The 24,075-nt window shown below is 37.4% G+C and carries 16 protein-coding genes; 3 read left to right on the top strand and 13 right to left on the bottom strand.

The genetic code is table 11. From position 1 onward, the window contains the following. Positions 1-3 precede the first annotated feature (3 nt). The 5 genes from ACWPWS_RS09185 to ACWPWS_RS09205 form a co-directional block, all read right to left on the bottom strand. The gene (locus ACWPWS_RS09185) at positions 4-732 is read right to left on the bottom strand and encodes a pirin family protein (protein WP_454046268.1); all 729 of its coding nucleotides are present in this window, start codon (positions 730-732) and stop codon (positions 4-6) included. 417 nt (positions 733-1,149) lie between these two features. Beyond that, positions 1,150-1,674 (bottom strand): hypothetical protein, encoded by a 525-nt coding sequence (locus ACWPWS_RS09190; protein WP_454046269.1) that lies wholly within the window; start codon positions 1,672-1,674, stop codon positions 1,150-1,152. Between the two features lie 174 nt (positions 1,675-1,848). Further along, entirely contained in the window at positions 1,849-3,267 is a 1,419-nt protein-coding gene (locus tag ACWPWS_RS09195) for an MFS transporter (RefSeq protein WP_454046270.1), read from the bottom strand. Beyond that, the gene (locus tag ACWPWS_RS09200; RefSeq protein WP_454046271.1) at positions 3,267-3,785 is read right to left on the bottom strand and encodes a nuclear transport factor 2 family protein; all 519 of its coding nucleotides are present in this window, start codon (positions 3,783-3,785) and stop codon (positions 3,267-3,269) included. Before ACWPWS_RS09200 ends, ACWPWS_RS09195 begins: the two co-directional genes overlap by 1 nt. Before the next feature lie 9 nt (positions 3,786-3,794). Next, positions 3,795-5,654: a glycoside hydrolase family 13 protein gene (locus ACWPWS_RS09205; RefSeq protein ID WP_454046272.1), complete on the bottom strand. Its 1,860-nt coding sequence runs from the start codon at positions 5,652-5,654 to the stop codon at positions 3,795-3,797. Between the two features lie 202 nt (positions 5,655-5,856). Between ACWPWS_RS09205 and ACWPWS_RS09210 the strand changes: the two genes are divergently transcribed. Further along, positions 5,857-6,852, top strand: a complete 996-nt coding sequence (locus ACWPWS_RS09210) for a sterol desaturase family protein (protein ID WP_454046273.1) — start codon at positions 5,857-5,859, stop codon at positions 6,850-6,852. Positions 6,853-6,910: 58 nt separating this feature from the next. Here ACWPWS_RS09210 and ACWPWS_RS09215 read toward each other — a convergent pair whose 3' ends face one another. The 4 genes from ACWPWS_RS09215 to ACWPWS_RS09230 all read right to left on the bottom strand — a co-directional run bounded on the left by ACWPWS_RS09215 (position 6,911) and on the right by ACWPWS_RS09230 (position 14,645). Next, on the bottom strand, positions 6,911-9,067 hold the full coding sequence (locus ACWPWS_RS09215) for a glycoside hydrolase family 97 protein (protein ID WP_105683597.1): 2,157 nt from the start codon (positions 9,065-9,067) through the stop codon (positions 6,911-6,913). A gap of 74 nt (positions 9,068-9,141) precedes the next feature. Next, on the bottom strand, positions 9,142-10,260 hold the full coding sequence (locus tag ACWPWS_RS09220) for a SusE domain-containing protein (RefSeq protein WP_209785187.1): 1,119 nt from the start codon (positions 10,258-10,260) through the stop codon (positions 9,142-9,144). Between the two features lie 18 nt (positions 10,261-10,278). Continuing rightward, positions 10,279-11,880, bottom strand: a complete 1,602-nt coding sequence (locus ACWPWS_RS09225; RefSeq protein WP_454046274.1) for a RagB/SusD family nutrient uptake outer membrane protein — start codon at positions 11,878-11,880, stop codon at positions 10,279-10,281. Between the two features lie 11 nt (positions 11,881-11,891). After that, positions 11,892-14,645 (bottom strand): SusC/RagA family TonB-linked outer membrane protein, encoded by a 2,754-nt coding sequence (locus ACWPWS_RS09230; protein WP_454046275.1) that lies wholly within the window; start codon positions 14,643-14,645, stop codon positions 11,892-11,894. 335 nt (positions 14,646-14,980) lie between these two features. Here ACWPWS_RS09230 and metG point away from each other — a divergent pair, with 335 nt between their 5' ends. Together metG and ACWPWS_RS09240 are read left to right on the top strand one after the other, a co-directional pair. Then, positions 14,981-17,017: a methionine--tRNA ligase gene (metG, locus tag ACWPWS_RS09235; RefSeq protein WP_454046276.1), complete on the top strand. Its 2,037-nt coding sequence runs from the start codon at positions 14,981-14,983 to the stop codon at positions 17,015-17,017. A gap of 64 nt (positions 17,018-17,081) precedes the next feature. Continuing rightward, positions 17,082-17,747 carry a hypothetical protein gene (locus ACWPWS_RS09240; RefSeq protein ID WP_454046277.1) on the top strand — a complete coding sequence of 222 codons (666 nt, stop codon included), beginning with the start codon at positions 17,082-17,084 and terminating at the stop codon, positions 17,745-17,747. Positions 17,748-17,951: 204 nt separating this feature from the next. Here the strand turns inward: ACWPWS_RS09240 and ACWPWS_RS09245 are convergent, their stop codons facing one another. The 4 genes from ACWPWS_RS09245 to ACWPWS_RS09260 form a co-directional block, all read right to left on the bottom strand. Continuing rightward, positions 17,952-18,656 carry a class I SAM-dependent methyltransferase gene (locus ACWPWS_RS09245; protein ID WP_454046278.1) on the bottom strand — a complete coding sequence of 235 codons (705 nt, stop codon included), beginning with the start codon at positions 18,654-18,656 and terminating at the stop codon, positions 17,952-17,954. A 326-nt stretch (positions 18,657-18,982) separates the two neighbouring features. Then, positions 18,983-19,810 carry a siderophore-interacting protein gene (locus ACWPWS_RS09250; RefSeq protein WP_454046279.1) on the bottom strand — a complete coding sequence of 276 codons (828 nt, stop codon included), beginning with the start codon at positions 19,808-19,810 and terminating at the stop codon, positions 18,983-18,985. 108 nt (positions 19,811-19,918) lie between these two features. Further along, positions 19,919-22,129 (bottom strand): TonB-dependent receptor, encoded by a 2,211-nt coding sequence (locus ACWPWS_RS09255; RefSeq protein WP_454046280.1) that lies wholly within the window; start codon positions 22,127-22,129, stop codon positions 19,919-19,921. A gap of 292 nt (positions 22,130-22,421) precedes the next feature. After that, positions 22,422-24,014, bottom strand: coding sequence for an MFS transporter (locus ACWPWS_RS09260; protein WP_454046281.1), 1,593 nt, complete (start codon positions 24,012-24,014; stop codon positions 22,422-22,424). Positions 24,015-24,075 lie beyond the last annotated feature (61 nt).

Here is a 24,075-nt window from a genome sequence, read left to right on the forward strand (position 1 = left end):
TTTTTATTTAAGATAAGACGGCAGTTCCATTGGAACTTCCATTAATAATACTTCAGTATCTTCCACGGCTTCGATATTAAAACTCTGAGTATCCCAGATTCCTAATCCGTCTCTTTCATTCAGAACGCGGTCTCCTATTTTTACACTTCCTTTCAACACAAATGCATAGACTCCGTTTCCTTTTTTGTTCAGCATATAATTTTTACCGTTTCCTTTTTTAAAGTTGGCCAGATTAAACCATGCATCCTGATGAATCCAAACTCCGTCATCATTTTTATTTGGAGATAAAATCTGTTGAAATCCATTGATTTTTTCACCTTCTTTGATGCTTTTCTGATCGTATCGTGGTTCAACATTCTGTTCTTTTGGAAAAACCCAGATCTGAAGGAATTTCACCTCCTCATCTTTATTTTTATTGTATTCGCTGTGCATAACACCGGTTCCTGCACTCATCACCTGAATTTCTCCTTTTCTGATCACCGCTGTAGTTCCCATTGAATCTTTATGTTCCAGATCTCCTTCCAAAGGAATTGAAATAATTTCCATATCCCTGTGTGGGTGTGTTCCGAAGCCCATTCCCTGAGAAACGGTATCATCATTCAATACTCTTAAAACTCCAAAGTTCGTTCTGTCTCTGTTTTGATAGTTGGCAAAACTGAATGTATGGTAAGAATTTAACCATCCGTGGTTGGCATGGCCTCTTGAATCTGCTTTATGATATACTGTTTTCATTTTCTGTGATTATTTATAGTACAAATGTACGGGATGTAGGTGTTTAAAAAGTTGATGTAGGTTAAGAAAGGAAATTAGAGCAGTAAAAGGTTGAGAACGCCTGGGAAAATAGAGGTCATTTATAGGTTAGATTACGCAAAATGACGCGATTTTCATATTCTATAATATTTTTAAGGTGCAAAGATTTTATCTGCGATAAAATTTTATACGGGATATTTCTTCCTCCATGATTAAATCTATTATATAAATTAGTACAAAGATCCGTGTTATCTGTGAAAATCTGTGGGAGATTATTATATTCTGAAGATCAAAAAACCGAATAAATATGAATGATAGATTTTAAGTTATGGCTAAAGCTAATGGAAAGACATCTATAGAAAAGCAGGCTAAAGCCCACTCTTATTGAATTTGTTGTTCTTATTTTTTAAAAAGAATTGTGGTATAATCTGTATTATAAGTTCTTGTTTCAATATTGAGTTTATTTAAAAGCATTTCGGCTTCAAGTCTTATATTTTTCCAAGTTTCATGCTGGTCTAAAAAGTCCCAGTCCCAAATTTCCACAGGGATATCATCCACTTTCTTTTTAAAATTCAGGAGGTCTTCCTTAAAAGAATCGTAAATGAGTTTATTTCTGAAAATGGTATTAAATAAAACAGGGAGGAATGCATAATCAAGCTCTTCATACAGTTCTGCCAGTGGATCTATTAAAATGGGAGCCATTTCATCCAATTGGTCTACATTATAGGTATAAAGAATCAGTGAATTTATAATATTGGTATAATAGAAGTCTACGTGTTCATCATATTTAAGCAATTCTTCCTGAGTAAAGCTGCTATCTTCTAAATTTCCAGTAACATCTTTAATTTCAGCAACATCTTCATTTTCAGCCTTATCCTTTTGTTTTATAGACGAAAAAAACTTAGTCAAAAAATTAAGCTTCATGATAAACAATTTTGGTTTAAAAAAAGATAGGTTTTGGCTAAAGCCAATCAATAAATACTGAAAGAAAAAACGGGCTAAAGCCCGTTTCTATTGAATTTTGCTATATTTTTTTTTATATTTAAATTAAAGTTTTCAGCACAACTAACTTCTAACTTCTAACTTCTAGTTTCTAATTTAAAAATGCACCTGCTTGATTTCTTCTTCAATTTCTTTAGGGGTTTCATCTTCAGATTTAACAAAAATCATGGTTACTACAGCTCCTATCAGCATACAAATTCCTCCCACGACCACATAATCCATCGCCTGTTTTCCGAAAACACCACTCACCACAGGACCTCCGAATAAACCATTGATAATCTGCGGAATAACAATAAAGAAATTGAATATTCCCATATAAACTCCCATTTTTCTTTGTGGAATTACTTCAATAAGCATTGCATAAGGCATCGCCAGAATACTTGCCCAGGCAAAACCTAATCCGATCATTGAGATCCATAGATTGCTGACATCCTTAATGAAATACATTGAAACAAGTCCCAATCCTCCACACAACAAGGCTAAAGCATGGGTTTGTTTTTTACCAATCAGTTTAGCAATAGGGGTCAGCAGAAATGCAAACGGAATTGCCCAAAGGTTATACATTCCGAAAAGTTTTCCGGTAAGATCTCCCGCGTCATTAAATGCCTTGGAATGGGTATCTTCCGGAGAAAGTCCAAAATGATGGGTTGCCAGAGCGCTGGTTGTGAAAACCCACATGGTAAACAAGGCAAACCATGAGAAAAACTGAACAATTCCCAACTTTTTCATTTGTGCAGGAATCGCTGCAAAATCTTTGAAAATATCTGAAAACTTGGATTCCTGCTTTTCAACTTCTTTTCCATCTTCAAAATCAGCAAATTCCTGTGGGGAATATTCCCTGGTTGTCATGATGGTGTACAAAATTGAGATGATAAGTAATCCTGCACCTATATAAAAGGAGTAAATTACGTTATCCGCTACAAATCCTGCCGGTGCTTCATTGGAAATCCCCATTTTTGTAAGCCAATCCGGCAGATAAGAACCCAATACCGCCCCAATTCCAATCAGAATGGTCTGTACTGAGAATCCTATTGTTCCCTGATGTTTCGGGAGCATATCTCCTACCAACGCTCTGAAAGGTTCCATTGCAATATTCACCGAAGCATCCATCATCGCAAGAAATATTACAGCTAATAAAAGCGCATTGGCGGCAAACATCTGGGTAACGGAAGCTGCATTAGGAAGTAAAACCAACCCTATTGCACACAAAACAGCTCCAATCAGGAAATAAGGTTTCCTTCTTCCCAGCGGACTCCAGGTATTATCACCCATATGTCCGATAATAGGCTGAACAATCAATCCTGTAACAGGAGCAACCAGCCAAAACCAGGATAATTCATGTACATCAGCTCCTAAATTTCCAAGAATACGGCTTGCATTTCCATTCTGTAATCCGAATGCCATTTGAATTCCAAGGAATCCCATACTCATGTTAATAATCTGGAGCATGGATAAGTTTGGCTTTTTTCTTTTTCCAAATGCCTCAGCATCATGTTTCCCCATCATTATTGCCATTATGACTTCAGTTTTTGAATTAATGCATCTTCGATAGGGGCTTTTTCAGTCACCACTTTATCTACCACCTCATTAGGAACCGTCACAGAAAGAACATATTGTTTAACCTTCCAGTTTCCGTTGATTTTTTCTACCACTCCGGAACCTCTGCAAATTTTCATTTGAGTATCCAATAATTCATCAAACCATGCCAGTTTTCCATCTTTACTGAAGTAAATATTTCTTTTAAGCGCTTTAAAATTCCAGGTTTTCTTTTTGTCGAAATAAGGTTTTGCCCAGACCATAAATGCTTTTTTATCCCAGATTTCTGTAGCATCTGTTCCAATGAAGGTAGATTCATCTGCAAAGAGATTAAAATAAGCGTTATAATCTGCTTTTGCGGCAGCTGTGTTGAATGCATCAAGCATGGTACTTATTTCCGATTTTTCTTTCTCAAATCCGGTCTTCGACTGTGCGGTAAATGAAGAAAATCCCAGTAAAAAAAGGATCAATGTATAAGCAGTCGTTAGTTTTTTCATAGGTAATTATTATTTTTCTAGTTCAATAATCAATGGTGTTTTCGCAGGAATATTCATGCTGTTTTGTAATAAAATGTCTTTTCCTGAAATAATGTCTTTTCCTTTTGTAAATCCATTAAGTGATTCTGCAAACCGTTTCAGATCTAACGGCTGATCTTTTTCATTATTGTTGATCACTACCATTACACTTTCTTTTTCATTATATCTGAAATACACAAAAACCCCGTCCTGAGGAACGAAATTTTTAGTTTTCCCGGTATGAATCACCTCTTTACCCTTCCTCCAGTTCAAAAGTTTCTGAGTAAAATGAAAGAATTCTTTTTGCTCCGGGGTTTGAGAGGATGGATTGAAAGCATTTTGTTTATCAGACTTCCAGCCTCCCGGAAAATCTCTCCGGATATCTGCATCACCTCCCTTCGTCTTATCTCCTCTCATTCCTATTTCTGATCCGTAATAGATCTGTGGAATTCCTCTTACTGTGGAGATCATAGCAAGTCCTATTTTATAAGCATCGGGACTTGCATTGAAGATTTCATTCCATCTTTCGGTATCATGATTTTCAAAGAAAACCAAAATGTTATTGATATCCGGATAAAGGAAATCGCTGGTAAAAGAATCATAAATGCGGATCATTCCTTTATCCCAGCCTTCTTTTTCTTTAAGCGCTTTGGGCATATTTTCAAAGAGCATAAAATCCATTACCGAAGGTAGATTTGAGTTATAATTTTCTATCTCTCCTATTTTCGAATTTTTCTGCCACGCAGCAATTTGAGCTGCCGTATACAGCCACGTTTCTCCTACAATATTGAATTTAGGATATTCATCGGTGATCGCCTTAGCCCATTTTGCCATGGCCTCTTTATCATTGTAAGGATAAGTATCTACACGAAATCCTCCCAGTTCAGCATATTCAATCCACCAGATTGCATTTTGGATTAAATATTTCAGGACTAATGGATTTTTTTGATTGATATCAGGCATGGTAGTATCAAACCATCCGTCCAGTGCATATTTTTTATCAATGTCTGAAGCATTGGTATCAAATTGCGTTGTTGTTTTATAATTAGAACGTTTAAATCCTTTTTCTCCTTCATCAAACCAGTGTATCCAGTCTTTGGAAGGAGGATCTTTCATCATCCAGTGTGAGCCTCCCCAGTGATTGGTCACATAATCCATCACCAGTTTCATATTTCGTTTATTCAGCTCCTGAGATAGAGTTTTATAGTCTTCATTCGTTCCGTAACGGCCATCAATTTTATACAGATCTGTTTGGGCATAGCCATGATAGGAATACACTTTTTCGTTGTCTTCATTCACAGGAGTAAGCCAGACAGCGGTAGCTCCCAGATTCTGAATATAATCAAGGTTGTTAAGGATTCCACGGAGATCTCCACCATGTCTGCCATTGGGCAGGCTGCGATCTGCTTTTTCAGTCAGTTCCGGTTTTGAATCATTCTTCTCATCCCCATTGGCAAAACGATCCGGCATGATCAGATACATGAAGTCTTTGGAAGTAAAAGACCCGCGGTTTGCAGATCCCGGATTTCTTTGTTTCAGTTCATAGAGGTATGAGCCAACATTCTTTTTACCTTTTTTAATATTGATGGTAAACTTCGGAACGTTTATTTCGTTGGTATTGACTGTAATAAAAACATAATTGGGATTATCCACTTTCCGGATATCTTTGATCTGAATTCCATCTGAAAGCGTAATCTCATTATTCCCCACTTCTTTTCCGTAAACAAGAATCTGAAGCTCAGGGTTTTTCATTCCTTTCCACCAGAAAGCCGGTTCTACTCTTTCCAGATTTTTCTGGGAAAAAGCAACGGAAGCTATCGAAAGGGCGAATGCTGCATATATTGTCTTCATATTAGTGTTCAATTTAGCATTAAATTTTCATATATACGTTCAAAAATACAAGAGAAAGTCTCTTTTTTGATCTTCATTCATGCAAAATTTCAAGATTAAATATCCTTATTTTAATTTTTATAAAGAATAATTAACTTTTTCACAAAAAATTCATGTGAAAAATTAACTTTTCACGCTTTTTATCTTTAGTTTTATAGAAAAAATGTTGGATTTCAGCAATATATTTAAAACGGAAGGACCGGATGTTGTTTATACATGGACAATTCCTGTGTTTGCTACAATTATTTTCTTAGAAATGGCCTACAGCCACTTTAATAAAGAGAAAATTTATGAGACTAAAGATGTAGCAACAAACGTTCTTTTTGCTTTGCTTAATTATGGGTTAGACATCATCATGAAAGGCTTTTCGTTATTTGTTATGATGTTTTTTTACCAGCATCGTCTTTTCGACTGGCAGGAGGGAATATGGTATTGGATTGCGGTATTCCTTGCCCAGGATTTCGCCTATTATGTTCATCATTATGTGGATCATCATTCCCGTGTTTTCTGGGCAGTACATATTACCCATCATAATTCTGATTATTTCAATATCAGTACGGGATTCAGAAGTCCTGTATTTCAGCCATTATACAGGTATTTATTTTTCTCTCCATTAGCTTTCATGGGTTTTCATCCATGGCATATTCTGGTAGCCTACTCTTCTATACAGATCTATGGCACATTTGTACATACCCAATCTATTAAAAGTATGGGATTTTTAGAATACATTCTGGTTACTCCTTCCCATCACAGGGTGCATCATGCCTGCAATATCAAATATCTGGATCGAAATATGGGAATGGGACTGATTATCTGGGATAAAATTTTCGGAACTTTTGAAAAAGAAGATCCTGAAGTTCCTGTGAAATATGGAGTTTATCCTAAAATAAAATCCAAAGATCCTGCTACCATGCTTTTCTATGAATGGAGAAGAATAGGAAAAGACATCAGACAGCCGGGAATTTCCTTCAAAGACCGCATACAATATCTTTTTAATTCACCGGGATGGAGGCATGACGGTACTGGAAAAACCGTGAAACAGTATCAGAAAGAATATAAAGAGAAAATAAAAAGCGGAACACCTCTGAAAGTAAAAGAACAGATTTCAGAATCTGAAAATCAATATTCCCAACTCATTCAACAGACAGAGGATAAATAAAAAATACCCCGGAACATTAGAAATTAATGAACCGGGGCACCTTAGTGTATCTTTACAATTATTTTACTGGTTTAATTGAAACTGCGAAACCACCGCTTCTTACCATTTTAAAATTAATTTTTGACTTGCTTGTAATCTCTTTTTTATAGATGTTATAGCTTTGAGGATTATCAATATAATCAGCATCTTTTCCATCTTCATAGATGGTTGCCTCATATTTTTTTCCTTTGTCTAAGAAAGAGAAATCTACTGTGTACTCACGTTTGTTTTCATCGGTAATACCTCCTACAAACCAGTTTTCAGTACCTTTTGCTTTTCTCGCTGTAACTACATAATCACCAGGTTCTGCTGATAAAATTTTGGTATCATCCCAATCTGCTGCCACATCCTTGATAAACTGGAATGCGTCCATATGCTTTTTGTAGTTTTCAGGAAGGTCTGCAGCCATCTGAAGCGGCATGTACATTGTTACATAAAGAGCCAGCTGTTTTACCAGCGTAGTTTTTACAAAACGGTTATCTCCAGGGAAATAGTAGTCTAGCTTCGTCTGGAAAATTCCCGGTGTATAATCCATAGAACCTCCCATCCATCTTGTAAATGGAAGAACCGTCTGGTGATCAGGCTTATTTCCTCCGAATGCTTCATACTCTGTACCACGGGCTGCTTCTGCAGAGATATAGTTCGGGTAAGTACGGCTTTCTCCTGTAGGACGTACAGATTCATGAGAATTAACCATAATTTTATAGTCATTTGCTTTTTCTGCAATTCTATAGTAATGGTTGATAGTCCATTGAGAATAGTGATGTTCTCCTCTAGGAATGATATCTCCTACATATCCGGTTTTCACAGCATCATATCCATATTTGTTCATTGTTTGGAATGCTTTGTCTGCCCATCTTTCGTAGTTCGTTGCAGAACCTGAAGTTTCATGGTGCATGATCAGTTTAATTCCTTTTGAATGTGCATATTCATTCAACATTTTGATATCAAAATCCGGGTAAGGAGTAATAAAATCGAAAACAAATTCTTTTGAGTGTCCGAACCAGTCTTCCCAACCTACATTCCAACCTTCAATCAATAAGCCCTGGAACCCGTTTTCTGCAGCAAAGTCAATATATTCTTTAACTTTTGTATTGTTGGCTGCATGTTTTCCATTTGGAGTCAATTTCGCAAAATCAGTCTTCCCTAAATGAACATTTTCAGCAGTAGAATAAGCCCATTGTGATTTTCCGATAATCATTTCCCACCAAACTCCCATGTATTTTGTAGGGTGAATGTAAGAGGTATCCGTATATTTTGTAGGCTCGTTAAGGTTAAAGATCATTTTAGAATCCATCACCTGCTCTGCTTTCGGAGCTACAATAATGGTTCTCCATGGGGTTACTGACGGAGTCTGAATGTATCCTTTCGCTCCTTGTCTGTCTGCAGTTAAATGCGTTTTGAATTTAAAATTCTGTGCATCTACTTCCAGGTGTGAAGCCGGATAATCCAGCACTGCCGCTTCTGCAACGTTGATATACAAAGGTTCTTTTCCTTCTTTTTTAAGCATTAAAGGAGACTGAACTGCATTTTTCACCAAAGACTGGGAAGCATTGGCATCAAAAGCCTTATCCCATTTTGCCGGAATTTCAGAAACTTTAGTTTCCTGATACTGATATTCCTGAGAGTCATAATCTGCTACCATCCACCAAGCCTTCATATCGGTAGGGAAATCAATTTCAGAATCTTCTTCTCTGATCACAAAATAATTAAGGTTCTTTTGCTGCGGGAATTCATATCGGAATCCTAAACCATCATTAAACAATCTGAATTTCACTACAATACTTCTGTCTGTAGAAGCCTGATTCAGGGTAACTGCCAGTTCATTGTAATGGTTGATATAATTTTTCTTTTCTCCTAAAACCGGTTGCCATGTTTCATTTTTGGAGTCTCTTTTTTCATCTGTCTTCGCAAAACCGTTGTTCAGATCGTATTTTGCATCTTCTGGTTTGGCAATCTCAGAAGCGAATTTTATGGCTGTGTCTTTAAATAATCTCAATCCCAATTTAGAATCTTCTACTACTACTGCACCGTTGTACTTCAGGTTATAGTAAGGAACTCCTTCCTTCAGCTGAAAATTCATTTCGAACTTCCCGTCCGGAGATTTTAAAGATTGGGCTTTCACACCTGTAAACATCATTGAGAGCAAAAGTGCTCCAACTGTAATTTTCTTCATAATGACTATTTATTAACTTAAAAAATAGATAAAGTGCCGCAGTAAAGCAGCACTTTGCTTTATTCTAGTTTGATTTACAATTTTGTAATGGTTAACTTATAATATGCTGAATTGTGTAAATCCAGTTCAATTTTATAATTTCCTGCCTGTGAAACTTTATAGGCAGGATCTCCTGTTACCGTGTTCTCTGCACTTAAATAAGATTGAACAGCAGTTCCGGAAACCAGAGTCTGATCTGCATCTTTTGGCTGGAATTTCATTGCCCAATCGTCATTGGCTCTGAATTTAAATACTCCGGTACTTGATAATGCAATAGAATTAATTACAAAAGTTTTGGTTGCAGGATTATATACAAAATCTGTATCTGATCCCCATCCCGTAGGCGTTGCATCACCAATAACTCCGAAGTTTGCCAACACGGAAGAATACGTATTTGCTGCCCAATTTACCTTAATGTAATAAGCTCCTACTGCAGGTGCTTTTACGTTCGCTCCATCTAGCTTCAATTTTCCGGTATTGGTTCCATCGTCTCCTTTATTTCCAGGCCAATCCTCGTTGATAGAGAATTTATATTTACCATCATCATCACCAGAAACAGTATTGATCCAGATAAACCCTCTGTATTCATCATTTTTTCCTGGAGAAAACAAGTTCGGTGAATTAGCAGGAGTCCAGTTTGCATACCCTGCTGCTCCGGCATAACTACCCGGAACATTAATTTTAGGATATACCAAATCCGGATTTGGAGTATAAGGAGTTACTTTAAGTGCAATGACATTGGAATAAAAAACTGCTGATCCTACAGAAGTCTTTAATCTTACCTCGATATCATTTACAACATCCGGTGTAGCTCCAATAGCAAACATAGCGGCATTCATTGCTGCATGAGTAACAGAGCCTGAAGTCATATCATTGGAAAAGTCAACAGCAGCACTTTTCTTGAAACTGTTCCCCTTGATTCCGAATTCTACTTTCTGATTGGGAACTACGGCAATATTAAATGTTGGCTTTGTCCATGTAAAACTGATTACTGCAGTATTGGCATTAAGCTCATTCAGGACAATTGCACTTTTATCGGCAGCTATTTTACCTGCAGATGTTTCATTAATAATGGCCTGATCCTCGTCTTTTTCACAGGAAAAAACTAAAAGTCCGGTAAAAACCAGGGCTAATATTTTGAATAGATTTTTCATTTTTAACAGGATTTTAAATTAGTATCCAGGATTCTGAATCAGATTAGGATTTGCTACGATGTCTTTAGCAGGGATCGGGAAAAGGTTTCTATAACTTTCCACTGCTTTACCATCTTTTACATTTCCTTTCCATGGCCATAGATAATCTCCCGTTGTATACTTGTTGAAACGGATAAGATCACTTCTTCTGGTCATTTCCCAAGATAACTCTCTTCCTCTCTCATCTAAAATAAAGTTGAGATTGATAGAAGATACATCTCCACTAGTATTTCCATAGGCACGTTCTCTCAACTGGTTAATATAACCGATTGCTGTAGCCTGGTTTCCGCCAGCTCCTCCTCTCAATACAGCTTCAGCATACATCAGATAGATATCTGCTAAACGGTATAATGGGATATCGGCTTCAACCCAGTTGGTGTGAGCTCCGACAGATCCGTTACTTTTAACATTTTTAAATTTGATAAAAGCATAACCATCTGTAAATGAACCTAAATCATTAATTTCCAAATTCTGTCCTGCAGTAAAGAATCTTCCTCTTTTATCACTTCCATTCGTTGGAAACAGGCCTACAAATGCTTTTGTAGTTCTTAAACCACTCCATCCACCATTCACTCCAAAGTCAGCAGCTTTCATATCTCCGCCTATTGCAGCATGTACCAGATAAGTAGTTCCTCCATTGGTCTGTGTATTGATTCCGTCAAAATTGACACTTAAAATCTGTTCAGGATTGTTGATATTATTATCCGCAAGGAATAAATCGTCATATTTTGGTTTTAAAGAATATCCAGCTGCAATTACTTTGTTACAATAGGTGATACAGTCTGTATTTCTTTGAGTTCCTGTATAGACTTCAGCATTTAAGTATAGTTTTGCCAATAATGACCATACGGCTGCTTTGTCAGCTCTTCCATATTCATTGGTTTTAGGATCTTTTAATTCTCCTGCTACAGCAAGTAATTCAGATTCAATATAATTAAATAATGCTTTTCTCTCTATTCTTTGTGGCGGATTGATAGAACCTGGTAAATATGATTCATCTACAAAAGGAACATTTCCGAACATATCTATGGCATGGAAATACGATTGCGCTCTCAGGAAACGGGCTTCCGCTCTCATTAATTTTGCCTGGGCAAGATTATCTCCTGTAATATTATTGGAAGCCAGTTTTTCATCTGTTACGTTTCTTAGAAATTCATTACAAAATGCAATTTCTGTATATACTCTATAGTACATCGCCGCAATAAATTCGTTGGAAGCATCCCAGGTCATTTTATGAAGGGTATGAAGGTTTCCGTCGTTCCATCCAATCACAGCTTCATCGGTTGTGACAACGTTCAGGGTGTACATTAATCTGGTATATTGGGAAAAACCACCATTAATTCCGTTAATATCACTATCCGGCTGATCACCATCTCCACTTACCTGACCTCCCATAGCAAGTCCTCCGTAAAGTTTTGCCAGAACATTTTTATAATTGGCAAAATCTTTATAAATACTGGCTGAAGTAACATCTGTGATAGGTTCTCTTTCAAGATCTTTCACACAAGAAGCTGCCGTCAATAAAAATACTGCCGAAAGAGGCAATACTATATTTTTAAGTTTAATTCTATTTAGTTTCATTGAATTCTTATTTAAAATTGGAAGTTAAGACCTAAAGAGTAAATTTTAGGCATTTGATAGTAACCGTTATCTATTCCGCCAAAAACTTCAGGGTCTACGCCTGAGTATTTAGTGATCACAAAAACATTCTGAGCCATCGCATATATTTTCAGATTGCTTCCTTTCGAGAAAATTTCCCCGAAATTGTATCCTACATTGATATTATCCAGCCTCAGGAATGAAGCATTCTCAACATAAATATCAGACTTGTACTGAGGAACAGCAAACTTATATTGAGGTGCTGTAGAGAATACGTTTTGAAGATATTCGTTGGTAGATGCTGATTGCAGTGAACTATTTGAAGCAGCATTATTATAGACATAATTTCCTAATACAGCTCTTGCGCTTAATGCAAAATCCCAGTTCTTATGAGATACTTTGGTAGAGAAACCTAAAATGGCATCAGGTGTAGTAGATTTGTAATAATACATATCTTTCGTATTGATTGCTCCATCTCCGTTTCTGTCTACAAAGGCTCCATCAACAGGTTTTCCATTGTTATCATATACCTGCTGGTATACCCAGAATGAATTAGGTGCATATCCTACTGCATGAGCCTGAATTCTGTTCCCTGAACCTCCTTCAATACCTCCTACTTCCATATTAAATGATTCATCAGCTCTGTCTTTAAGCTTAGTGACCACCGGTTTATAGTGAGTAGCATTAAAGCTTACTTCCCAGGTTGTATTTTGGTTTTTAACCGGGATTACGGTAATACTTCCTTCAATCCCTTCATTTTTCATATCACCAACATTCTGCCAGCTTGCATTGCTTAAGCCTCCCGCAGGTTCGTCAGCATATACCAAAAGATCTTTGGTATCTTTTCTGAAGACATCTATTGATCCTGTAATTCTGTTTTTATTAAAACCAAAATCTAATCCTAAGTTCTTGGTAGTAGTTGTTTCCCAGGTAAGATTCGGGTTATAGTTAGCAGGTCTGAACATGAAATAGAATTCATTTCCAAACTGATATCCTGCTCCCTGATAACTTGGATTGTACGCTGCAAAGGCCGGGTAATTGTTCGGCTTGTTACCATTAAGTGCAGGTAATTCCTGCTGACCTGTTTTACCCCATCCTGCTCTCAGCTTTAATGTACTGATAGATGATATATTTTTGATGAAGTTTTCTTCGTTAAGCTTCCATGCCAGGGAAACTCCCGGGAAAACACCCCATACATTATCTCTGGTTCCGTTAAAGAATCTTGAAGAACCATCTTTACGAACTGATCCTGAAATAACATATTTATTATCTATGGTAAAAATGGCTCTTCCATAGAATGAAATCAATGTATTTTGAGTTTCAAAGTTCAAGTCTTGTGAATTGATCCCTGTTCCTCTATACGTTATAGCTCCGGGAAGTAAAATATTGAAATCCTGATAAGCATAACCCGCGGTAATATCCACCCCTGTTTTGATGGCACTGATGTTTTTCACATAATTAAAATAGGTTTCCAAAAGCTTATTTTTCTTTTCCATAGAATAGAAATTTGAGCTTCCTTTATCTTCGAAACCTGGTCTCAGGCGGGCATCTTTAAATTTATGCCCGTCACTTTTGGTATAATCATATCCGGCGTTCACATTGAAATGCAGGTCCGGAAGAAAGTGAAACTTATAATCTAACTGAATATTACCCAATCCTCTGAGTACAGAAGACACATCTCTAATCCCATTGATCAGTCCAAGCGGGTTGGAGTTGGCGTTTACATTATATCCTGTTGCAGATCCGGAATCCAGCCATTCATAATAACCGCCATAATTAGAGTTTCCTGAATATACCGGTTGAGTAGGATCAAAATAAGTAGCGGACTTAATTACTCCTCCGTCTACAAATCTGTTATCGGTAAATGTTCCTTTTGCGTTTACATTTACTGATAGATGGTTATCAAAGAATTTAGGATTTAAGTTCAAACCTACGGAAGTTCTGCGGAAAGAATTTGATTTTACGATACCATTCTGCTCATTATACCCTAATGATAAACGGTATGGCAAACCTTTAATACCTCCTGAAAGGGCTACGTTATTATCTGTACCCCATGCTGCCTGATAAATTTGATCCTGCCAGTCGGTATTGGCATTTCCCAGTTTCGTTTTATACCCTGCAGGTGCATAAGTATTAACAAAATCTCTGAACTCCTGAGCATTTAATACATCTACTTTACCCATTTTAGTAGAAACGGAAGTCACTGTTGAGAAATTTACTTTGAACTTCCCTGCTGTTCCTTTCTTAGTGGTAATGAGAATAACCCCGTTCGAAGCTCTGTTACCATAGATGGCAGTTGCAGAAGCATCTTTCAGGATATCAAATGTTTCAATATCATTAGGGTTAATTAAAGATAGAGGATCAGAAACACCATTCATTCCTACGAAATCCTGAGGAACACCATCAATGACGATCAATGGAGAGTTTTCACCACTTAAAGAAGAGGTCCCTCTGATTCTGATTTTTGTTCCGGAACCTGGCGCTCCACTGTTATTGGTAATCTGTACCCCTGGAGTTTTCCCCTGGATCAGCTGCCCGGCGGAAGTAGCTCCCCCGTTGAAGTCTTTAGCAGTGACGGAAGTTATGGAACCGGTAAGGTCAGATTTTTTCTGTTTTCCATATCCGATCAAAACCACTTCTTCAATTTTCTTCTCCTGAGGAAGAGAATCCGTTTTCTGCGCATGCATTACTGTACTTGCCAGTAAAAAAGCAGGTGCGATTTTTAATACTGTTGCAAAATTCTTCACAATCTTATTTTTTTTATAGTTTCGTTTTCAGTCTTATTTTAGCCTAAAGCCAGACTCGCAATTTAAAAAAAAATTAGAATTATTATAAATTTAATATAATTTTAGTTAAAATTATGTATATTACGAAACCGATTTTAGTTAGTTTTTTAAAATCCAATAATTTAGAACGTCCTATGCATTGCATAATATTTGTTTTAAATTAAGAAAAGGTTAAACAACCGTTTAACTTAATTTTATATTCAGCCTTTGAAAATTGCATTCTTCGGCATAATAATACCTTCAATAGCGGTATTCAACAGATATTCCTTATCTTTGCAGTCAAAACTTTACTATAAATGTCAAACAGAAAGATGATTACGGCAGCTTTGCCTTATGCAAACGGTCCGGTTCATATAGGACATTTGGCAGGTGTTTATATTCCTGCGGATGTTTACGCAAGATTTCAGAGAAGATTAGGAAAAGATGTAGCGTTTATCTGTGGTTCAGATGAGCACGGAATTCCTATTACCATAAGAGCCAAAAAAGAAGGGGTAACTCCTCAGGATATCGTTGACAAATATCACGAGATCATTAAAAAATCTTTTTCTGACCTTGGAATTTCATTTGATGAATATTCAAGAACAACGTCTAAAAACCATTATGAGACCAGTCAGGATTTCTTCAAGGTTTTATACGAAAAAGGAAAATTCACGGAAGAAATTTCTGAGCAGTATTTTGATGAGCAGGCAGGAGAATTCCTTGCTGACCGTTATATTGTAGGAACTTGTCCTAATTGTGGCAACGAAAATGCTTACGGTGATCAGTGTGAGAAATGTGGTTCTACCCTTTCTCCTTCTGAGCTGATCAATCCGAAATCAATGCTTAGCGGAAATGTTCCTATCCTTAAAGAAACAAAAAACTGGTATCTGCCATTAAACGAATACGAAGACTTTTTAAATGAATGGATCATTGAAGGTCATAAAGATGACTGGAAGCCCAACGTATACGGACAGGTTAAATCCTGGTTAAATGATGGCCTTAAGCCTCGTGCGATGACCAGAGACCTTAACTGGGGAGTTCCGGTTCCACTTCCGAATGCTGAAGGAAAAGTATTGTACGTATGGTTTGATGCTCCTATCGGTTATATTTCTTTCACTAAAGAATGGGCAGAGAAAAACGGAAAAGACTGGAAAGATTACTGGCAGAGTGAAAACAGTGACCTGGTACATTTTATCGGAAAGGATAATATTGTATTCCACTGTATTATTTTCCCTTCAATGATGAAAGCTCACGGAGATTATATCATGCCTAAAAATGTTCCTGCTTTTGAATTCCTGAACCTTGAGAACGATAAAATCTCAACGTCAAGAAACTGGGCGGTATGGGCTCATGAGTATGTAGAAGAATTCCCTGGACAACAGGATGTTTTAAGATATGCTCTTCTTTCATCAGCTCCGGAAACAAAAGACAACAACTTTACATGGAAGGATTTCCAGACTAAGAATAATTCTGAATTGGTAGGAATCTTCGGAAACTTCATCAACAGAGTTGCCGTTCTTATTCATAAATATTATGATGGTGTTATTCCACAAGGTGATATCAACAGTCCTGAATTGCAGGAAATAAGTAAGTCTGCAAAAGAGATTTCAGGATTCCTTGAAAATTATGAGTTCAGAAATTCATTAACGGCATTAATGAATCTTGCTCGTTTTGGAAACCAGTATCTTCAGACAGAAGAACCTTGGAAAACCATTAAAGATAACCCAGAAAAAGCGGCTCAATCTTTATTCGTTGGGGCACAAATAGCAGTTGCATTAGCTCAGCTATGTGAACCTTTCATGCCTTTCAGTTCGGAAAAGCTATTGAACATGTTCAATGTTGAAAAGAAAGACTGGAATACGATTGAAAATCAATCCGTATTAATTGAAACTGGTCATACAATCAACGAATCATCTCTCCTTTTCTCAAAAATTGAAGACGATGTCATTGAAGCTCAGATCCAGAAACTGGAAGACACCAAACAAAACAATAAAAAAACAAACCCTAACGCAAACCCTATGAAAGAAGAAATCACATTTGATGACTTTACTAAAATAGACCTTAGAACAGCAACCATTACAGAAGCTGAGAAAGTAGAAAAAGCAGATAAATTATTAAAACTTACTGTAGATACAGGAGTAGATGTAAGAACTGTTGTTTCTGGTATTGCAGAAAGCTTCACTCCTGAAGAAGTAATCGGTAAGCAAGTAATGATCCTGCTGAACCTTGCTCCTAGAAAGATCAGAGGAATTGAATCTCAGGGAATGTTATTATTAACAACAAAACCAGACGGAAAATTATCTTTCGTAACACCGGACGACAGCAATGTTGAAAACGGTATTGAGATCGGATAATTTACTTCACAATAAAGATCAAAGGCTGTTTCACTAGAAGCAGCCTTTCTTTTATATACAGTTTATGGTCAGTAAAAATGTTTTAAGAAAGCTTTCCAGTCAGGAATTAGAAGGATATTTAAAAGAAGGCAACCGCTTTGTTCCGGAAGCCGTTCAGATGGCTTTTGAAATTCTGGAAGAAAGAGGACGCGTTTTCAATGAGCAGGAAAAAATAGCTGTTCTGCAATTGATTCAGCGTAAAAAAGAAGCAGAAGAAGCAAAACGTACAGAAGAGGCAGAAGTCTGGAGAGATCATATTACAGAAGATCCTGATGCCATTAAGCTTTATTCAAGATCAACTATTTTCGTGAGCAGTATTTTGTTTAGTCCGATTACCGGAGCGATTTTATTATCTCTGAATTTAATCAAACTCAAAAAATACCTTGCCGCCTTTTTTACGCTGGTATTTGGTTTTCTTTTTTTTGTATTTCAAAAATACGTTCTGATTTCCCATTTTGATTTCGGAACAACATCCAGATACAGTCCGGAAATAGGAGTTCTTTCAGTGGGAGCTCTAGGTTTACTTCTCATAAGCGTTTTAGCCACTCCAAAAAAACTTCCTTATCGTGCAGAATCTTATGTCTTTCCCGTAATTTTATGTGCTGCAACTGCTGTTCTGATGTATTTCAATTTTCAGGAATGGTTTTCTTATTTTCCGTTATCAACGGTTATTCGCTTATTCAGATCATGATTAGAAGCTGATTCCCGCTATCCACTTTTACTCCTCGCGCCCGCGCTGCCACCCTGAGCTTAGTCGAAACTTTCCAATCCTTGCTGTGGGGTAACCGTTTCTATCGGGGCTAGGAAGAAGCACAAAAAAAGTCATCCCGGTTTACAGAATGACTCTATTATTTTGAGATTGCTTCGCTTTCAGCTCGCAATGACTTCTTGTCAATTATTTCTTAGTCAGTTTTGCCAGATAAGAATCTTCATCTTTCAAAACTCTTTCTATTTTGAAGCCGTTATTTGTGGCAGCATTTTTCAATGTATTGAAGTCAAGATACAGCCAGGTAATCGGTTCTTCAGACTCTCCTTTATAATGAACAACATACTCCAGTTCTCCGTAGTAGCCTCCTGCTGGAATATACACTCCACCATCCTTATCACGGTCGAACATATAAAGGATATCTGTACTGTCGATCAGGATTTGCCCTTTATCACCTAACAAGATGTACAGTTTCTGAAGATAAGTATCAATTTTCGCCAGGCTTTCAAAAACTCCGGTACCATTCATCAATAATAAAATGGTATCAAAAGTTTCTCCGGAAAAATCAAGCATATTTTCACAAACGGCCTTTTTAATTCCCCTCAGTTTACAAACCTCAACAGATTTTGGTGAAATATCCAATGCAGTCACATCAAGGTTTCTTTCGTTTTGAAGGAATAAAGAATGAGAACCGGCTCCTGCTCCGATATCCAGAACTTTTCCTTCGGATAACTCCAGTGCTTTCTGTTCAATATCATTCATTTCGTCAAACTCTCTGAATAAATAATCCACCGGAAGCTCATCCAGCTCAGAAATTGACGTTTCAGTCTGCAGATCCTCCGGATTTTCATTGTGATAATAATCCCAGATCGCTCTGCCCATTAAATCTTTCATAGCGCAAAGATACGGGTTCGGAGTTCAATGTTCAAAGTTTTTAGTTAAGTTACTGGTTGCTGGTTTCTTTTGTTGCAAGTTTATTTCGTTGATGCTTCTATTTAAGTTATCATTATCTTGATTCTTGGTTCTTGGTTCTTGATTCTTGGTTCTTGATTCTAGACTTTCCACCCAAAAATTCACCATTCACTTCCGAAGCAAAATTCACTATTGACATCCATGAACTTCCATCAATATTTTACAGAATATCTCCCTAATCCCTAATCCCTAATCCCTAATCCCTAATCCCTAATCCCTAATCCCTAAAACCTAAAACCTAAAACCTGCTACCTATCCCCTTCCTCCTCCATCGAATCCTTCTCTTTATGTCTGTCTGCCTGAGATTCATTCTCTGCAACCCCGGCTTTCCAATAAGAATAAGCATACAGTTCCTGTGAAGTCCAGTTTTTTTCTTTTCTCAGATAGGTGCGGATTTCTTTCACACTTGAAAATTCACAGGCAACATAACCAAATTTTGCCGTCTCAGGGATCTCAATGCTTTTTACCACATTGGCAATTTCGCTGCTGATCTGAGGTTGGGCATTGTGGAGCCATTTAAAATCAATCTGAGCTTTGGTCTCAAGCATTTGTTCATCTTCCTTTCCATGAACTTCAATGATGCATATTCCTTTTGCCGTTTCTGGAAGCGTTTCCAGGATTGCACTGATCACCGGAATGGCTGTAGCATCTCCTGCCAACAGATACCAATCTGCAGCGGGATACAGCTCTTTTCCCTCCAAACGCATCATCACACCCAATTTTGAGCCTGCTTCAGCCTCTCTCACCCATCGGGAAGCCGGGCCACCGTCTCCATGGTCTACAAAATCAATGATTAATTCATTTTTCTCAAGATCAATTCCTCTGTGGGTATAGGTTCTGATTGCCGGAGCAACTTCTTTAGGCGGATATATCCACTGATGATTTTCATCCAAAGTCGGAAAATGAATTTCGTTCAATCCAGCCGGTGGAACGGCAATTTTATTATTATCTCCCACCATCGTGTTCCTGAACAACTGAACTTCCGGTGAATACAAATACACTCTGATAAAATGGTCAGTAATGTATTCTTTTCTGGTTACTTCGGCAACAATCTGCCCTGTTGAAATTTTGGCCATAACTGATTTTTTTAAAAAATTAAAATCCGGTTTCCGATCAATCTCAGAAACCGGATTTGAAATACAATATGTTTTCAGATCAAGGCATTTTTACCTTCATCGTATTTTCTAGAATTCAAAAGTGTAAGAAAGGTTGAATGTTCTTCCTCTTCCTTTATAATTAAACAGTTCCGGAAGTCCGTACGTAGAATATAAAACCTGGGAACGCTTGCTCCAGATGGTTTGATAATCGGTATTAAACAGGTTCTGGATTCCCAGATTGAATTTCCCCCAGTTGAAACGGTATCCCATCATCAGATCTGAAGTATTATAACCTTCCACAACATTATTAAGCTCGTCTTTCTGTTTGAAATTCTGCAAAGACTGGAATCTGAATGACCAGTTTTTAATGTTATATCCGATATACGTTACCAATTTTGAAGGAGAGGCATTGTAAATTTCCTGTTTCTGCCATTCTCCTTTATTATCTACTTCAGATTTGATCAAAAGTCCGCTTGCCCCGAAATAAACTCCATTGTTTAAAGCATAAGAAACCTCAGCTTCGATTCCCATGTTTCTTAATTTCAAATCATTCACAAGAATCTGGAAGGTCTTTTTATCAACGGCAACCGTTTTATCAGAATTACTCATAAATCCAGCAACCTGAGCTCTTAATCCACCTCTGTTGATACGATACCCAACTTCAAACTGATTGGTTTTGATCGCCTGCAGAGGCTGCTCTTTTACATTGATGCTGGATACCACATCCCAATTTGTTCCCACCAGTTTATATTGCCCGATTCCATAAAACTTGGCTGGATCAGCTAAGCTTGCTCCCTGAGAAAATGTTCCCCAAATCTGATGCTGTTCATTGAATTTATATAACAATCCGGCATTGGCTAAGGTCACATTATAAGAACTTTCACCTCCCGGAATTGCGGATGCTGAGCTTCCATACCCCATTGCAATCTGTGTCTGCTGTTCTGAGCCCACAAAGTCGTCCATTTTCACATTGATATGCTGATAACGGATTCCTGCATTCAGTTGTAATTTCGGCAGGATATTATATTTTGCCTGAACATATCCGGCGTAACTCTGTGAATGATTGGTTGGGTATCTTCCCAAGCTGTATTTTGTTTCATTAATTAAACCACCGCTAGACATTGTTTTTGCAATATCATAAACAGATTGTGCTCCTTCAAACTTTTCAAAATCGAAATCGGCTCCATAGGTAACATTCAGTCCTCGCCATGATTTGGATAGTAAAGCTTTAATCCCTGAATAATAGGTATCCTGCTGTGAAGAGGACATATAAGGTATTTTTCCCGTCTGCAGGGTAACATTTCCAGGAAATGGGTAGAATCCTAATTTTTCACCACGGGTAGCCAATTGTACATACAAATCCTGCCCGCCTAAGATTCCGTTTGCATTATACGCTACAGTTGCCATATAACGTTCTGTTCCTACATTTTTATCGGAAGAGAAACCATCTCTCATTTCGAGTAATGAAGCATTTTTTGTAGTAAATGCACTCAGGTTTTCCCCTAAAAATAAACTTCGGTCTCCATTAAATTTAGAATTGTAATACTGAAGGGAAGCTGTTATTTTATGTTTATTATTAAACTGATATCCTCCTGTAGCCAAAATGTCAATCGACCGGTTATACTGAAGGTCAGTCTGGGTAATATCTGTAAAAAGCTGCTTCTGATCGGCTCCATACACTCCTCCATTTTGCTGGTAAGCAATTCCTAATCTTCCGAAGAACTTATCCCCTTTGGCTGCAATAGACTGAGCAGCACGGAAATCATGGTCGTCTTTACCCATAAATCCGGTACGCACTCCCAGTTCTGTCTCTCCACTGATTCCTTTTTTGGAAGGGATTTTTGTAATAATATTGATGATTCCACCAGTCGCATTACCTCCATAAATTGAGCTTGCTCCTGAAAGCACCTCTATTCTTTCAATATTAAAGGGATCAATAGCATCCAGCTGGCGGCTGATGGCACGGATACTGTTCAGAGAAACACCATCGATCATCACCAGCGCAGAACGTCCTCTCATATTCTGCCCGTAATTGGTTCTTCCCTGTGGACCAATATCCATAGAAGGAATAAGAATCGATAACATCTCTTTGATGGGAACCCCGCTTTTAGCCTGTTCCTGAATCTTTTCTTTCTGTACTACCCAAACCGTTCCCGGAACTTCAGAGATTTTTGTAGGTTTTCTGGAGGCTACAATCACCACATCTTCAATACCTTTAGCGGCAATAGAATCTTTAGCGGTCTGGGAAATCATCACTCCCGAAACCAAAAGACCTATGAATGCATACTGCTTTTTCATTCTTTCTACTTCAAAGTTTTATAATCTCACAAAGATAATCCTTATTTAGAAAGAATAAAAATAACAAAATGTATAATTTTAATTTTTTAAAGATGGAAGCTCGAAGTTATTGATGATCTGTAATCAATACAAGTTATAATAAATTCTTTTGGAGTAAAGGTTTGAAATCAAACAAATAGTAATAAACCGTATTTCACCACTCCCCTCTTCCTGCATCCAGCTTCCCTACTAAAATGTAAAACCCCAGCCCAATGAAGGACCAGGATTTTACTAGTGAAAAACAAGGTATCTTTTATACTGCAGGCCCTGCAGCATCTTTTATGTCTTCTAATAATTTTTTCCTTTCGCGAAGTCTTCTTCTTGCAATGACAGATTTACCTCCAAGAACTCTTACAAATCTGAAATATTGAAAACGTTTGGCTCCAAAGTGATGGGAAGCAATATAAATCATCACTCCAAATCCAACTAAAATGATATATCCGAATATTTTTTTGGTCGCAATGATGATGGCATTCAACTGAATTGTTTTCATATTGGCAGCTACATTCTGAGGAGTAACGGTCATTCCATCCATATAAACGGCAAGATCTCCAATTGCTGTCACCTGAAATCGGTACTGAAACCAAGAATAGAGTGTTGAAAAAATTCCTACCGCAAGGAAAGTTCTCCAAACCAATACAAGCCCGATGGCAGCCAGCATCTCATCCATTTCAAGCTTATCCAGTGTATAAAACCATACGGAAATAAACAGAGAACACATTCCGTAACCTTTTAAAAACATAGGCAGATACCAGTTGTCATAACTGAACTCCAGTACCATAGAAAAGTACATAATAATGGCATATCCAATCATTGCGGCAAAACCGGAAAGAATATACATTTTCAAAGGTTTTTCTTTTTTAAACCAGAAAATTGCAAGAATTCCGGCCAGAATAATTCCGGGAATCATAAGTAAACTCAGTCTGGTATTGGTCAATTGATCATACCCCAAAACTCCCACTGCAAAAGTATTCTGTATAGAGGCTGTTCCAAGAAACATTCCCAGCCAGAAAAGCATAAACAAACCGTGCTGTACGTTATTCTTTTTAAAAATTTTGAAAGAAATATACGGTCGTTTTAAGGTTAACTGGCGGATAGAAAGCAATGCAAAACTTACAAAAGCAGCAATACTGGCATTCATAATATTCTTCGAATTGAACCAGTCCTGCTGTCTTCCAAAAGAATAAACGTATGCTGAAAACATGAACGTTGAAATGAAAAGCAAAATACTCAACCAGTCAATATAATGAAGAGGAACTTTTAACGCAAAATATTTATTGTGCATAAAAATCCAGTGTATCAATGCTAAAATAAAGCATAAAACTGCTGTAAACAGATAAAACTGCTGCCAGTTATAAACCAGGGCAAACTCTGCTGCATAATAAGTAGCCACCTGATTCATCACAAGAACGAATGTATAGAAAGCGCCATAAAACATACCACGGTTTCCAATCATAACCATGAGTGGCAGGAACAGCTCTATGGTAACCATCATCTTCATAAAACCAATGAGTAAAGAAGTAAATATGAAGATCACTGGCTGTAAAGTAGTTCCGTTCACATAACTAAGCAACCCTAAAAGTACCAGAAGCAAAACCATCTTATTCCTTACTTTGAATCTCATTTTGATTCTGAGGACAACAGGCATACAGGCTCCCATACCAATGGTGGTAGCATAATTGGCCCACATAAAATATTCTGTCATGGCGCCGGTACCACTTACCAGAGAACTGATATTCCCCGTATACACCCCACCGATAGGCATTACCACAGCAAGCAGTAATACAATCAGCAGCAGCTGTATGGGTTTCGGTACCCAATTGTTATATAATCCTTTGTTGTACATGTTTTTTTAGATAATAGATTTCAGATATCAGATAGCAGACTTTCAACATTCAACCTAGGTT

Source organism: Chryseobacterium sp. Marseille-Q8038, assembly GCF_965111995.1.